Origin of the sequence: Neorhizobium galegae, assembly GCF_017877055.1 — a bacterium.
GTDB classification, from domain to species: Bacteria; Pseudomonadota; Alphaproteobacteria; order Rhizobiales; family Rhizobiaceae; genus Neorhizobium; species Neorhizobium galegae_D.
The window spans coordinates 1,142,213-1,154,334 of record NZ_JAGIPG010000002.1; the positions used below are offsets into that span (position 1 = coordinate 1,142,213).

Consider the following 12,122-nt stretch of genomic DNA (forward strand, 5'->3'; position numbering starts at 1 on the left):
AATGGTCACTTGTGACTACTTTGGAGGCTGAGTTGTCGGAAGTGAGTTTGAAGAATGCCAAGGCAGGCTTTTCCAACTTCGTCGATCAGGCTGCCGCTGGCGAGTTCGTGACGATCACCCGGCACGGCAAGCCGGCGGCGGTGATCGTCAGCGTCGAGGCCGCGGATGCGGCAAGGAGGGCGTTGCGGAAGGATCATCCCAGCTTCCTCCGGTATCTCAGGAGTTTTCCGGCCGATATCGATCTTGAGGACGATGTCTTCGCCAGAAATTCCGCTCCGAGCCGCGAGGCTGATCTGTGATGGGTTTCCTGCTCGATACAAACGCCGTTTCGATGTTTTCACCGTCCAGGGCCGGTACTTCCTCGGCTTTTGCCAGTTGGGTGGAAGAGCAGGAGAAACTCGAGACGGTCTATCTGTCTGCGGTGACCATCCATGAGATTGAAAAGGGCGTTCGATTATTGGAAGCCAAGGGCGCGACCTCGAAGGCGGCGCTCATCGAGCTTTTTCTGCAGGGACTGATTGCCGGATATAGTGACCGAATCCTGCCGATCGATGCCGGGACGGCTCGGGAATCCGGCAGGTTGGAGGCGATTGCCATGTCTGCCGGTCACAGTCCCGGCATGGCGGATGCCATGATCGCCGGAACGGCGAGCCTTCACGGGTTGACGATCATCACTCGCAACCTCAAGCACTTCCTCCCGTTCGGTGTGGCGGTGAAGGCACCCGACGCATTATCTCTCTGACGCTGCAAACGCCGGCCCGCTGGGCGCAGCCCGACCATGTCACACCCCTGTCACAACCACCGACTACCTCCGTGAAATGCCTCACGAAAAACCTCTCCTCCGCTTCGGCGTGATCGCCGATCCGCAATATGCCGACCTGCCGCCATGGCTGGAGATGAACCGCTATTACGCCAACAGCCTCGACAAGCTGGGCGAGGCAATCGACGTGCTGAACGGCGAGGATCTCGCCTTCGTGGTGACGCTCGGCGATCTCATCGACCGAGGCTGGGAGAGCTACGATCCGGTGCTCGGCCTCTATGACGGCCTGCGCCACGAGAGCTTCCTGATGCCCGGCAACCACGATTTCTCCGTTGCACCGGGGCAGCTCGATGACGTCCATGTGCGGCTCCGCATGCCGGCCGCCTGGCACGATTTTTCCCGCGGCGGGTTTCGCTTCGTGGTGATCGACGGCAACGAAATCAGCCTGTTTTCGACCCCGGAAGGTCATCCGCGCCGCACGCTGGCGCAGCGGCGGCTGGAAACACTGCTGGCCGAAGGCGCGATCAACGCCAAGGAATGGAACGGCGGCATCGGCGACGAGCAGTTCGCCTGGCTGGACGGCGTGCTCGCGCGTGCCCGTGCGGCGGGCGAGAAGGTCGTCGTGCTGGGCCATTATCCGCTCTACCCCGAAAACGATCACAATCTCTGGGGCTACGAGCGGCTGACCGATCTTTTCGCCCGCTCCGGCAATGTGATCGCCTACCTGAACGGCCATAACCACGTGGGCAATCTCGGCCGTAACAGCGGTACCTGGTATGTCAACTTCAAGGGCATGGTCGACACCGAGGCGGAAAACACGTTTGCGGTGGTCGAGATCCACGCCGACTGCATCGAGATCATCGGCCACGGCCGCGAGGAAAGCCGCACGCTTCCGCTCTAGCCAGCCGTCCCGGCGGCCGTCTTGTCCGCCCAGCCTTGAACCCAGAGCTGCCGCAGTGTCTCGCCTTCGCCGCGGAAGAAACCGTCGGCCAGCGCGCAATGCTCCACCCGGTCGGCACGGAAATTGCGGATCGCCTGCCGAAGCTCGCACCAGGCGACGATATTGGCCGTCTGCGAATAATAGATCAGCGCCACCGGCCGGATCGTCCGGTCCGTGGCGCGGCCATATTCGTCGCGGTAGTCGAGCGCCAGCTTCTGCTCGTCGCGGATCGCCCGGCGCACCATGGCAAGGTCCAGCGCATCCGGCACGGGGGCGACCGAGCCCCAGGCATGCAGCGCGTTGGCGGAAAATGTACCGGCCAGCGGCGCCGGCACCACGGCGGCGATCTTGCGGTTGACCTGCTTGGCGGCCTGTCGAAGCTCCATGTCGCCGGTGCGTTCCAGCAGCGCGAGCGCCAGCACGATCGCCTCCGTCTCCTCGATCGACAGCATCAGCGGCGGCAGCGTGAAGCCGGGGCGCAGGATATAACCGATGCCGCGCCCGCCCTCGATCGGCACCCGCATCGCCTGAAGAGCCGCGATATCCCGGTAGATGGAGCGCACCGTCACTTCCAGCTGCACGGCGATTTCGGCCGCCGTCACCGGCTTCCTGGCAAGCCGCAGAATCTGGATGATCTCGAACAGGCGCGAGGCCTTGCGCATGCCGGTTTCCTCGTAGCAGAACAATCGCTACTGACAATACGCTGTCAGTTGAGCTGCCGTATAGGAGCGCATATCCGATTGAAAAACAAGGCTTCGGCGTTCGAAGCCGGATATTGCGGGGCTTAACAAACTGACATGACCTATACCGAAAATCTCTGGCTGTTCTTCACGCTTCTGTTCGGCATCATCGTCGTGCCGGGCATGGACATGATCTTCGTGCTCGCCAATTCGCTGACCCGCGGCCGCACCGCGGGTCTTGCCGCCACCGCCGGCATCATCGCCGGCGGGCTGGTGCACTCTCTCTACGGCGCGGTCGGCGTCGGACTGCTCGCAAGCCTGATGCCGGTCCTGTTCAGGCCGCTGCTGATCACAGGCGCGCTCTACATGGCCTGGATCGGCGTGAGCCTGATCAGGAGTTCGATCACCGTCGATCATGTCGGGCCGGCGGATACCCGGTCGAACTGGGAAGCCTTCCGGCGCGGTGCCGTCACCTGTCTCATCAATCCCAAGGCCTATCTGTTCATGCTCGCCGTCTATCCGCAGTTCCTGCGGCCGGATTTCGGGCCGCTCGCCCCGCAGGCGGCGGTCATGGCGGTGATGACGGCGGCGACCCAGCTGGCGATCTACGGCGGCTTGGCAGCGGCGGCCGGCCAGGCGCGAAAATTCCTGGTCGGCAATGGCAATGCGACGATCTGGGTCGGACGGATTGCGGGCGTTCTGCTGCTTGCCGTCTCCATGTTGACGCTCTGGGAGGGGCTTGCGGCATGACGAGCGGAAAGCCGTCGCCTCGCCAGACATACATCCTTCACATACCGTGACCCGCCGGCAACAGCCGGAGCGCTCGCGGAGTCGTGACAGAAAAGTTACTTTTTTCAAACGCATAAGCTGGCAATCATGCTGCCGCAAACTGCGCCGGCATGACCGGCTCAACGAGGAGAGATTGATGAAGTTCAAACTGATTGCCGCGGCCGCAGCCGTACTCTGTCTTGGTTTTACGGCCGTGACCGCGCAGGAAACCCCGATTGCCAAGCGCCAGGCGCTGATGAAGGGCATCGGCGGCGCAGCCGGCGCTCTGGGTGGTATCGCCAAGGGCGAAAAGCCCTATGACCAGGCTGCGGTGCGCGCGGCGCTGACCACGATCAGCACCAATGCCAAGGCTTTTCCCGACCAGTTCCCGGCAGGCTCCGAGACCGGCGACAAGACCAAGGCGGCACCGGCCATCTGGGAAAAGAACGCGGAATTCCGCGCCGATGCCAAGAAGCTCGGCTCCGATGCGGAGGCGCTTCTGGCTTCCATGCCGGCAGACCAGGCCGCTGTCGGCAAGGCCCTGCAGACGCTCGGTAGCAACTGCAACACCTGCCACCAGAACTTTCGCCTGAAGTGATCGCGGCCCATTCTGGGACGTAAGGACGGCCGCGGCCTTCTGCGGCCGTCCTCCCATTGTAGAGTGATGCTGGAGGAAGGTGATGGCCTCGATATGGTCCAAAATCCTGGTGGCGGGGGTCGTGGTGATCGCCGCCGGCACAGCCATGGCCTGGGCGCCGACCAAGCCCGATCCCTACCCGGCTTCCCATTGGGCGGGTCTCGGCGCCCCCGATCTCGCCAAGGGTGAGCAGCTTTTCTGGGCCGGCGGCTGCGCGAGCTGTCATGCCGCGACTGGCGCCACCGGCGATGCACTCAAGGTTCTCTCCGGGGGCAGGGCGCTGCCAAGCCCGTTCGGCACCTTTCATATCCCCAACATCTCGCCTGATCCGAATGCCGGCATCGGCAACTGGACTTTGGCCGAGTTCGGCAATGCCACCACCCGTGGCGTCGGTCCGGACGGCGAACACCTTTTTCCGTCTTTCCCCTACGGTTCCTATTCGCGGCTTTCGGCCAGGGATATCAACGATCTCTTCGGTTACCTGAAAACCCTGCCGGCGAGCACCAATGTCGCGCCGCCGCACGAGTTGCTGTTCCCCTACAATATCCGGCTGGCGGTCGGTGGCTGGAAATTCCTCTATTTCAACGATCAGCCGCGGGTGCAGCTGGCGTCCGCCGACGACAAGGTCAGGCGCGGCCAGTTCCTGGTCGAAGGCCCCGGCCATTGTGGCGAATGCCACACGCCGCGCGACGCGGCCGGCGGTTTCTTGGCTGACCGCTGGCTCGCCGGCGGCCCGAACCCGGAAGGCAAGGGCACCATCCCCAACATCACGCCGGGATCGAAGGATATCGGCTCCTGGAGCGAGAGCGACATCGCCGGTTACCTCGAAACCGGCTTCACCCCGGATTTCGACACCGCCGGCGGCTCCATGGTCGAGGTGCAGCAGAACATCGCCCACCTGCCGAAGAGCGATCTAGAGGCGATCGCAGCGTATCTGAAGGCAGTGCCTGCGCGGTAGGGGGATCGAGAGGCGGCCTGATTATCTGAAAATCCTGGCCAAGGCCGCCGGATAGGCCTCGGCCGCAGATTTTACGCGAGCGCCTGCGTATAGCGCATGCCGGTGACCGGGCGCGGCTTGAAATCCATCTGTTCGTAAAAGCGGTGCGCGGCGAAATTGCCGGTAGCGGCGCTGACCGAAAGATAGCCGCAGCCGGCGCTCCTGGCGATCTCGCGGGCGCGAGATACCAGGTGCTGGCCGATGCCGTGGCCGCGATGCCCGTCGCGCACGAAGAGATGGTGCAGGTCCATGCCGCGCGTGCCTTCCTGCGCCCGGTAGACCGGTACGAGAATGGCGTAGCCGATCAGATTCGAGCCTGTATCGGCGACCAGTGCACTGATCCAGGGCATCGCTCCGAACAGGTCGCGCTCGAGCTTCTCAGGGGTGATGCCTGCGGGGTCGTTGTGATGCGCGGCGAGCAGCGCGATCATCTCGTTGAGTTCCGGCAGGTCGCGCGACTTCGCATTGCGGATCGTCACGACCGGCGGGCGGGGCAGAGTAATATCGGTATCCTCGGTCATTTCCGGCATCCTTTTTCGGTCTTCTTGCCGTCAGGTGCCGTTTGAAACAACAAAGCCGCCTGACGGCGGCTTGTTGACATGGAGATCTGTCGAGCCGCCCTTTAAAGGAAGGCCCAAAAATACGAGCAGGCGATGGTCGTGCGCGTGTTGATCATGGCGCTTAGATGCTCCCGATCTCAAACCTTGTCAAGCACCATCCGCGAAGCGGTTGGCGGCCGCAATGATCGCCTCCGCCATGCCCTGGTCGGCGGTCGAATGGCCGGCATTCTCGATCAGGCTTTCGAGGGGCAAAGGCTGTCGCGGCGGTTCCGGCAGGTCGTTAGTCATTATTTGCTATCAAATAATGACAACAAATGTCGTAAGCTTAGCCGTCCGCCAGACCCTCAATGCTCCCCCTCGCACAGCCCGTGGTCCGATAGCGCCCGGATCACATAACAATCCTCGATCGAATGGCCGTCGCAGTGCGAGATGATCCGTTCGAGTTCGTGTTCCAGCTTCTTCAGCTTTTCGAGCTTTTCACGAACCGCGATCAGATGGTCGGCGGCGATCCTGTCGGCATTGGCGCAGGGCTGGTCGGGGTGCTGGCTGAGCGCGATCAGTTCGCGGATTGCCGGGATGTCGAGGCCGAGGTCGCGGGCATGGCGGATGAAGGCGAGCCGCTCGAGATCGTGCCTCTCGTAACGCCGCTGGTTGCCTTCCGAACGTTCGGCCGCCTCGATCAGGCCCATCTGCTCGTAATAACGGATGGTCGGCACCTTGACGCCGGTACGTTTCGAAAGATCGCCGATCGACAGCATGGCTGAAAATTCCTCTTGAAGCTCTAGTCACTGGAGGAATTATCTAGTCGGTCACCGATGCGAAGACAAGTCGGCCGGACCAACCAGAGAGCAAACGGAAGGTGACGACATGAACGGATGCTGCAGCCATTGCCACGCCAGGGTCGACGGGTTCTTGAGGGATATCGGCTGGCTCTTCTGGGCGCTCGTCGCCACGGTGGCCGGCATGTGGCTGATACTGGCGATGGAGATGCTGCGGCGGTCTCGGCCGCAATGGGACCGCCAACAGCATGCAAACGAAGAACTGTCCGCGATGATCGCCGCCGACAATGGAGCCGATTGCCGAACGTAAAACGGCTGCAGCCCTGATTGACAAGGCTGCAGCCGCTGAAGGCATATATAAAATTACATGGAGAACAGCGTATCGTCTTCGGTGCCGTTCTGCTGCTGTTTCTGCGCGTTGCCCTGTGCCAGGGCCGCCGGGTTGCCGCCCATGTCCATCGCCGCTTCCTGCTTCCGGCCGTTGACGCCCATGGCTTCGAGGATTGCCTTGCGGATATCCGCCTCGATCGCCTCGCGGTCTTCCGCCGACATGGCCTTGAGATCGTCCTCGGTAAGGTCCTTGTCCTTGAGATACTGTTCGCGGATACGCTCAGCCAAGGTCTTCTTGGCGAGATCCATGAACTCGTCCTCGTATTTGGTCGACGGCGCCTCGCCAAGCCAGGTGTCGCCTGCGCCGTGATCGACCTCGACGCCCTGGCTCTCCATAGACCAGAGGCTATCTGCCAGCTTTGCGCCGAACACCGTATCGCTGCCGGTCATGCCGCCCGAGACGGACTGCCGCGGCGCCGCGTAGTCATTGGCGCTGCCGCCCGAAGCGTTCTTGTCGCCGCCGTTCTTGCCAAGGATGCCGTAAAGAGATGCATAATAAGGATTGGTGCTTCCAATTGTCGTCATCGCGACTCTCCCCGTCTGAGACCACTAGCGGCTTAGGTCCCGAAACCTGCACGGGGCTTTCGGATTTGGCTTGCATCAGATCGTCGGTGATACGAATATAGAGTACCCCCCTATACTAAACTGGAGACATTGGTGGCGCACACCATTCGGGAAAAGGCAAAGCTCCTGGCGCGGGTTCGCCGGCTGAAGGGGCAGATGGAGGCGGTCGAGCGGGCGCTGGAAGCCGAGGCGCCCTGCGGCGAGGTGCTGCAATTGCTCGCCTCGATCCGTGGCGCACTGTCCGGGCTCACTGGTGAAGTCATGGAGGACCATCTGCGCGAGCACGTGCTGCATGCGGATGACGAGAAACAGAGGGCGCAGGCGGTCGACGAGCTTGCCGACGCGCTCCGCACCTATATCCGCTGATCGAGGCGAAGGAGAAGACCATGCCCAATTCCATCGAGGAGCTGAAGCACGAGCATGTGTTTCTGGGCGCCGACCATGAGCGCAACGAGCGCAAGGTCTGGCTGGTGATCGCACTGACCGCGACGATGATGGTGGCGGAGATCGTCGCCGGCTCGATCTTCGGCTCCATGGCGCTGACCGCCGACGGTTGGCACATGTCCACCCATGCAGGCGCCATGCTGATCGCGGCACTCGCCTATCTCTATGCCCGCCGTCAGGCCCGCAATCCGCGTTACACGTTCGGCACCGGCAAGCTCGGCGATCTCGCCGGCTTTGCCAGCGCCATCGTGCTGGCATTGATCGCGCTGCTGATCGCCTGGGAGAGTTTTGTCCGCCTCGCCAACCCGGTGGCGATCGATTTCGACCAGGCGATCCTCGTCGCCGTGGCCGGGCTTGCCGTCAACCTGCTCAGCGCCTGGCTGCTCCGGGAGGATCATCATCATGCCCATGACGGTGGTCATCATCATGGCGGACATCACAGCCATCACGGTGCCCACGCGCACGGGCCTGCCGCCAAGGACCACAATCTGCGTGCCGCCTACCTGCATGTGCTTGCCGATGCGCTGACCTCGGTTCTGGCAATCGCGGCGCTGATTCTCGGCCGGTCCTACGGCTGGGTCTGGCTGGACCCGGTCATGGGCGTGGTCGGCGGCCTGGTGATCGCCCGCTGGTCCTGGGGGCTGATCCGCGTGACAGCCACGGTGCTTCTGGACGCGCAACCGGATGACGCGGAACTGGCGGGTAAAATCCGCCGGAGCGTCGAGACGGAGGAGGACAGGATTTCGGACCTGCATGTCTGGCAGCTTGGCCCGGGGCACCATGCGGCGATCGTCGCGCTGGTCACGCCAAAACCCCAGGCGCCGTCCTTCTACAAGGATAAGCTCCGGGGCATCCGGGATCTGTCGCATGTCACGGTGGAAGTCACGCCCGCCAGAACGGCGTAGCCGGATGTCTTAGAATTCGGCGAATTCCTGATAACGGTTTTCAACCCAGTCCTGCGGGGCGGACCGGACCTGCATATCGACGTTTGCAGAGCCTGCATCGTCGATTTCCATGACCCAGAGCGCATTGGCAAGCGAAGACGAGAGAAGCGTGCTGCTCCCCGTCAAGGCATTGGGGGAGCGTTGAGATGCCACAGTTTCACGCTGAGGCGCTTCCTCGACTTTCCGGTCCATCTCTTGTGCCCGGTTGGGATAATAATAGCCGTTGAGGCCGCTATCGATCTTCATGGCGAAACGCCCGCGTTCAAAATGGTTAACAAATGGTTAACGCACGAAGCTTGCGCGAGGCTTGCGGCTGATGTTGCGGTTTGACGACAGGGGCTTGACAAAAATATGCTGACGGACGGCTGTTCGGCGCGTTCCTTATCCGTTCCGGTCGCGGAGAAAACCGTCGAATATCGCCTGCGTGAGCCGCTGGTTCTGTCGGTACCATGTGTCCTGCGTGTAGAAGACCGGTTCGGCGGGGTCCCAGCCGCTGAGCGTAAAGTCGCTCTGGCGGGAGAAGAAGGTGACGAACTCCTCTTCGCTTGCCCAGGTGGCGATGGCCTGTCCCGGATGAAAGCCGTCCTGGATGCCGCAGAGAGTGACGCCGGTCTCGGTGCGGATCAGGCCGTGGCCGCAGAAGTCGCGGTGGAATTCGTGGATCAGCCCTTCGCCGATCCTGGCCTGCTGCAGCTTTTCCCACACCAGACGCATCCGCTCGGCCCCGAGCGCCTTGTGCGAAAGCCTGTCGCGCACCTCCGCCCGCCGCCGGTTCATCTCTTCCTCGCTCGCATTGATCAAAGGGTAGGGCGGCCAGCCGGATTGCTTGGTCCTCCGCTGTCGCCAGACGGACCAGCCGGCCGCGCCCAGGACAAAGATGATCACGGCGTAGCAGACGATCGGAATGATGATGCCCGCCATCCGTTCGCCTATTCCATCGCCCGTGCCATTTCGGCGAGCTTGCGCACGGTGTTGAGATTACGCGACGTGCCGGGTTTCAGCGCCGGCAGCTTCAGCTTCGATTTGCCCGAGCCGATCGGATAATGGACATAGATCTCGCGCCCGGCGACGACCGCCTCCTCGCCATCCGGCGCCACCATCTTGTCGAGCGCATCGTTCGATGCCTTCTCGGGCAGGAAATGCACGAGCAGAAAATTCGGCTTCGCCTCGGGGAAGGGCGCGTTTTCGGCAATTGCCTCCAGCTCTTCCGTCGAGCGCACCATCACGCCCGGCTTCTTGCCGAATTTTTGGCCGAGAGCGTCGTCGAGCCTGTCGGCGACCTTGGCCTCGGCCTCGTCGGTCCGGAACAGCACATTGCCGCTCTGGATGTAGGTCTTCACGTCGGTGAAGCCGAGGGTTTCGCAGATGGACTTGAGTTCAGTCATCTGGAGCGCGGTGCCGGCGACGTTCACTGCGCGAAGCAGGGCAATGTAGACGGTCATTCCTTATCTCCCAAAGGCCAGCCCATCTTATGTTCCGGTGTTGCCGGGCGTGCTTCGAAGGACGGCACGGCCTCTCCGTTAGATAAGGCCCCTTACCCCTTCCCCGCCACCTTGATCGCAAACGCATATTCGAACGCGATCTCCTCCAGCCGCTGGAAACGCCCCGACTTGCCGCCATGGCCGGCGGCCATGTTGGTCTTCAAGAGGATCGGCGCGGTGCCGGTCGAGAATTCGCGGACCTTGGCGACCCATTTGGTCGGCTCCCAGTAGGTGACGCGCGGGTCGGTGAGGCCTGAGATGGCGAGGATTGGCGGATAGGGTTTCGCCGCGACATTGTCGTAAGGCGAGTAGGCGGCGATCCACTGGTATTCTTCGGGGCTGTCGATCGGGTTGCCCCATTCCGGCCATTCGGGCGGGGTGAGCGGCAGCGTGTCGTCGAGCATGGTGTTGAGCACGTCGACGAAGGGAACGGCCGCGATGATGCCGGCGAATTTCTCCGGCGCCATGTTGGCGATGCCGCCCATCAGCATGCCGCCCGCCGAACCGCCCTCGGCGATGATGTTCTCATAGGAGGTGAAGCCCTGGGCCACCAGATGGTCGGCGGCGGCGATGAAGTCCTTGAAGGTGTTTTCCTTGTGCTCCATCTTGCCGTTTTCGTACCAGGCAAATCCCTTGTCCTTGCCGCCGCGGATATGGGCGATGGCATAAACGAAGCCGCGGTCGGCGAGCGACAGGTTGTTGGTCGAGAACCCGGCCGGAATGGTGATCCCGTAGGCGCCGTAGCCATAGAGCAAGCAGGGCGCAGACCCATCGAGCGGCGTATCTTTTCGGTAGAGCAATGAGACCGGCACCAGTTCGCCGTCATGCGCCGGCGCCATCACCCGGCGGGTAACGTAGTCGTCGGGATTGTGGCCCGAGGGCACTTCCTGGGTCTTCAGGAGAACCCGCTCGCGGGTCGTCATGTCGTAGTCGTAAAGCTGGCTGGGCGTCGTCATCGACGAATAGGAAAAACGGATCACGTCGCTGTCGTATTCTGCGGCACCCTGAAGCCCCAGCGAATAGGCCTCTTCGGCAAACGCGATCGCATGTTCCTCGCCGGTCGTCCGGTCGCGGATGATGATCTGCGGCAGCCCGTCCTTGCGTTGCAGCCATAGCAGATAACGGGCGAACGCCATGTGGCTGATGATCAGCCGGCCGGGCTCGTGCGGCACGACCTCGGTCCAGTTCTCCTTGCCCGGCGCCGTCACCGGAGCCTGCATGATCTTGAAATCCTTCGCATCGCCGTCATTGGTGAGGATATAGAAGACGTCGCCGCCCTCGGTCATCGAATATTCGATGCCTTCCTCGCGCTCGGCGACGAGAGCCGGCTCGGCCGTCAGGTCCTTGGTCGAGAGCAGCCGGTATTCCGACGTCTCGTGGTCGTGGATGTCGATATAGATGAAGTCGTCGAGCAGCGAGCCGCCGACGCCCATGAAGAAGCCCGGATCCTCTTCCTCGTAGACCAGTCGGTCTTCCGACTGCGGCTGGCCGACGATGTGGTGGAAGACTTTCGAGGGCCGGTGGTTCTCGTCCTGCAGCGTATAGAAGAAGCTCTTGCCATCAGGGGCCCAGACGCCGCCACCACCGGTATTCTCGATCACGTCGGCCAGATCCTCGCCGGTCGCAAGGTCACGGATGCGCAGCGTGAAATATTCCGAGCCCTTGTCGTCGTAACCCCAGATGCCGCGGGAATGGTCGCTCGTGTGGTCGATGCCGGAAAGACGGAAATAGTCCTTGCCGACGGCTTCCTTGTCGCCGTCGAGGAGGAGTTGTTTATCCCCGCCGCCGCGAGGGGTGCGGAAATAATGCGGCTGCTCGCCGCCGGTCACGAACAGCGTGCCGTAGGCGAACGGCCCGTCCTTCATCGGCACGGAGCTGTCGTCTTCCTTGATGCGGCCGCGCATCTCGGCAAACAGCACCTTCTGCAGCTCGGCCGTGTCGCCCATGGCCGCTTCCATATAGGCGTTCTCGGCCTCCAGATGCTTGCGGATCTCGGGGTCGAGGATCGATGGATCCTTGAACATCGCCTGCCAGTTGTCGGCCCGGAACCAGGCATAGTCGTCGGTGCGGGTAATGCCGTGGCGGGTATCGGAAACCGGCTTCCTGGCCGCAACGGGGGCGGCGGGAAGATTGGCGAAAGGCGATGGGCGGGAGGTGGCCAAGGAAGCACTCCGGTTG

At 62.5% G+C, this 12,122-nt stretch carries 18 protein-coding genes; 9 read left to right on the forward strand and 9 right to left on the reverse strand.

Going from position 1 to position 12,122, the window contains the following annotated elements; genetic code table 11:
• Positions 1-32: 32 nt before the first annotated feature.
• The 3 genes from J2857_RS15885 to J2857_RS15895 all read left to right on the forward strand — a co-directional run bounded on the left by J2857_RS15885 (position 33) and on the right by J2857_RS15895 (position 1,661).
• Positions 33-299: a type II toxin-antitoxin system Phd/YefM family antitoxin gene (locus J2857_RS15885; RefSeq protein ID WP_210011067.1), complete on the forward strand. Its 267-nt coding sequence runs from the start codon at positions 33-35 to the stop codon at positions 297-299.
• Positions 299-742 carry a type II toxin-antitoxin system VapC family toxin gene (locus J2857_RS15890; RefSeq protein WP_245363374.1) on the forward strand — a complete coding sequence of 148 codons (444 nt, stop codon included), beginning with the start codon at positions 299-301 and terminating at the stop codon, positions 740-742. Before J2857_RS15885 ends, J2857_RS15890 begins: the two co-directional genes overlap by 1 nt.
• 76 nt (positions 743-818) lie before the next feature.
• Positions 819-1,661 (forward strand): metallophosphoesterase, encoded by an 843-nt coding sequence (locus J2857_RS15895; RefSeq protein ID WP_210011069.1) that lies wholly within the window; start codon positions 819-821, stop codon positions 1,659-1,661.
• On the opposite strand, the gene J2857_RS15900 is transcribed toward J2857_RS15895, so the two are convergent.
• On the reverse strand, positions 1,658-2,362 hold the full coding sequence (locus J2857_RS15900) for a helix-turn-helix transcriptional regulator (protein WP_210011070.1): 705 nt from the start codon (positions 2,360-2,362) through the stop codon (positions 1,658-1,660). The genes J2857_RS15895 and J2857_RS15900 overlap by 4 nt on opposite strands.
• A 135-nt stretch (positions 2,363-2,497) precedes the next feature.
• On the opposite strand from J2857_RS15900, the gene J2857_RS15905 reads away from it, so the two are divergent.
• The 3 genes from J2857_RS15905 (at position 2,498) to J2857_RS15915 (ending at position 4,743) form a co-directional block, all read left to right on the forward strand.
• Positions 2,498-3,130: a LysE family translocator gene (locus J2857_RS15905; protein WP_210011071.1), complete on the forward strand. Its 633-nt coding sequence runs from the start codon at positions 2,498-2,500 to the stop codon at positions 3,128-3,130.
• A gap of 175 nt (positions 3,131-3,305) precedes the next feature.
• A complete protein-coding gene (locus J2857_RS15910; protein WP_210011072.1) occupies positions 3,306-3,746 on the forward strand; it encodes a c-type cytochrome in 441 nt (146 codons plus the stop codon).
• An 82-nt stretch (positions 3,747-3,828) separates the two neighbouring features.
• On the forward strand, positions 3,829-4,743 hold the full coding sequence (locus tag J2857_RS15915; RefSeq protein ID WP_210011073.1) for a cytochrome c: 915 nt from the start codon (positions 3,829-3,831) through the stop codon (positions 4,741-4,743).
• A 71-nt stretch (positions 4,744-4,814) separates the two neighbouring features.
• Here the strand turns inward: J2857_RS15915 and J2857_RS15920 are convergent, their stop codons facing one another.
• The 3 genes from J2857_RS15920 to J2857_RS15930 form a co-directional block, all read right to left on the reverse strand.
• The gene (locus J2857_RS15920) at positions 4,815-5,303 is read right to left on the reverse strand and encodes a GNAT family N-acetyltransferase (RefSeq protein WP_373426725.1); all 489 of its coding nucleotides are present in this window, start codon (positions 5,301-5,303) and stop codon (positions 4,815-4,817) included.
• Between the two features lie 186 nt (positions 5,304-5,489).
• Positions 5,490-5,630: a hypothetical protein gene (locus J2857_RS15925; RefSeq protein WP_210011075.1), complete on the reverse strand. Its 141-nt coding sequence runs from the start codon at positions 5,628-5,630 to the stop codon at positions 5,490-5,492.
• Positions 5,631-5,686: 56 nt separating this feature from the next.
• Entirely contained in the window at positions 5,687-6,100 is a 414-nt protein-coding gene (locus tag J2857_RS15930; RefSeq protein WP_210011076.1) for a MerR family transcriptional regulator, read from the reverse strand.
• A 109-nt stretch (positions 6,101-6,209) separates the two neighbouring features.
• On the opposite strand from J2857_RS15930, the gene J2857_RS15935 reads away from it, so the two are divergent.
• Positions 6,210-6,431, forward strand: a complete 222-nt coding sequence (locus J2857_RS15935) for a hypothetical protein (RefSeq protein WP_210011077.1) — start codon at positions 6,210-6,212, stop codon at positions 6,429-6,431.
• A gap of 53 nt (positions 6,432-6,484) precedes the next feature.
• Here the strand turns inward: J2857_RS15935 and J2857_RS15940 are convergent, their stop codons facing one another.
• The gene (locus J2857_RS15940) at positions 6,485-7,036 is read right to left on the reverse strand and encodes a hypothetical protein (protein WP_210011078.1); all 552 of its coding nucleotides are present in this window, start codon (positions 7,034-7,036) and stop codon (positions 6,485-6,487) included.
• A 132-nt stretch (positions 7,037-7,168) separates the two neighbouring features.
• On the opposite strand from J2857_RS15940, the gene dmeR reads away from it, so the two are divergent.
• Complete coding sequence (dmeR, locus tag J2857_RS15945; protein ID WP_210011079.1) at positions 7,169-7,441, forward strand: Ni(II)/Co(II)-sensing transcriptional repressor DmeR; 273 nt, start codon at positions 7,169-7,171, stop codon at positions 7,439-7,441.
• A gap of 20 nt (positions 7,442-7,461) precedes the next feature.
• Complete coding sequence (gene dmeF, locus J2857_RS15950) at positions 7,462-8,424, forward strand: CDF family Co(II)/Ni(II) efflux transporter DmeF (protein WP_210011080.1); 963 nt, start codon at positions 7,462-7,464, stop codon at positions 8,422-8,424.
• Positions 8,425-8,433: 9 nt separating this feature from the next.
• On the opposite strand, the gene J2857_RS15955 is transcribed toward dmeF, so the two are convergent.
• The 4 genes from J2857_RS15955 to J2857_RS15970 form a co-directional block, all read right to left on the reverse strand.
• Positions 8,434-8,709: a hypothetical protein gene (locus J2857_RS15955; protein WP_210011081.1), complete on the reverse strand. Its 276-nt coding sequence runs from the start codon at positions 8,707-8,709 to the stop codon at positions 8,434-8,436.
• 135 nt (positions 8,710-8,844) lie between these two features.
• A complete protein-coding gene (locus tag J2857_RS15960; protein WP_210011082.1) occupies positions 8,845-9,384 on the reverse strand; it encodes a hypothetical protein in 540 nt (179 codons plus the stop codon).
• 8 nt (positions 9,385-9,392) lie between these two features.
• Positions 9,393-9,905 carry a DUF1697 domain-containing protein gene (locus J2857_RS15965; protein ID WP_210011083.1) on the reverse strand — a complete coding sequence of 171 codons (513 nt, stop codon included), beginning with the start codon at positions 9,903-9,905 and terminating at the stop codon, positions 9,393-9,395.
• 92 nt (positions 9,906-9,997) lie between these two features.
• Entirely contained in the window at positions 9,998-12,106 is a 2,109-nt protein-coding gene (locus J2857_RS15970; RefSeq protein WP_210011084.1) for a S9 family peptidase, read from the reverse strand.
• Positions 12,107-12,122: the final 16 nt, after the last annotated feature.

What these genes read in the sequence shown, in the direction of transcription:
- J2857_RS15955 (WP_210011081.1), bottom strand. Translation starts at nt 8,709, where the DNA reads ATGAAGATCGATAGCGGCCTCAACGGCTATTATTATCCCAACCGGGCA.
- J2857_RS15965 (WP_210011083.1), bottom strand. Translation starts at nt 9,905, where the DNA reads ATGACCGTCTACATTGCCCTGCTTCGCGCAGTGAACGTCGCCGGCACC.
- J2857_RS15895 (WP_210011069.1), top strand. Translation starts at nt 819, where the DNA reads ATGCCTCACGAAAAACCTCTCCTCCGCTTCGGCGTGATCGCCGATCCG.
- J2857_RS15960 (WP_210011082.1), bottom strand. Translation starts at nt 9,384, where the DNA reads ATGGCGGGCATCATCATTCCGATCGTCTGCTACGCCGTGATCATCTTT.
- J2857_RS15890 (WP_245363374.1), top strand. Translation starts at nt 299, where the DNA reads ATGGGTTTCCTGCTCGATACAAACGCCGTTTCGATGTTTTCACCGTCC.
- J2857_RS15940 (WP_210011078.1), bottom strand. Translation starts at nt 7,036, where the DNA reads ATGACGACAATTGGAAGCACCAATCCTTATTATGCATCTCTTTACGGC.
- J2857_RS15930 (WP_210011076.1), bottom strand. Translation starts at nt 6,100, where the DNA reads ATGCTGTCGATCGGCGATCTTTCGAAACGTACCGGCGTCAAGGTGCCG.
- J2857_RS15900 (WP_210011070.1), bottom strand. Translation starts at nt 2,362, where the DNA reads ATGCGCAAGGCCTCGCGCCTGTTCGAGATCATCCAGATTCTGCGGCTT.
- J2857_RS15905 (WP_210011071.1), top strand. Translation starts at nt 2,498, where the DNA reads ATGACCTATACCGAAAATCTCTGGCTGTTCTTCACGCTTCTGTTCGGC.
- J2857_RS15935 (WP_210011077.1), top strand. Translation starts at nt 6,210, where the DNA reads ATGAACGGATGCTGCAGCCATTGCCACGCCAGGGTCGACGGGTTCTTG.
- J2857_RS15910 (WP_210011072.1), top strand. Translation starts at nt 3,306, where the DNA reads ATGAAGTTCAAACTGATTGCCGCGGCCGCAGCCGTACTCTGTCTTGGT.
- J2857_RS15920 (WP_373426725.1), bottom strand. Translation starts at nt 5,303, where the DNA reads ATGACCGAGGATACCGATATTACTCTGCCCCGCCCGCCGGTCGTGACG.
- J2857_RS15915 (WP_210011073.1), top strand. Translation starts at nt 3,829, where the DNA reads ATGGCCTCGATATGGTCCAAAATCCTGGTGGCGGGGGTCGTGGTGATC.
- dmeF (WP_210011080.1), top strand. Translation starts at nt 7,462, where the DNA reads ATGCCCAATTCCATCGAGGAGCTGAAGCACGAGCATGTGTTTCTGGGC.
- J2857_RS15925 (WP_210011075.1), bottom strand. Translation starts at nt 5,630, where the DNA reads ATGACTAACGACCTGCCGGAACCGCCGCGACAGCCTTTGCCCCTCGAA.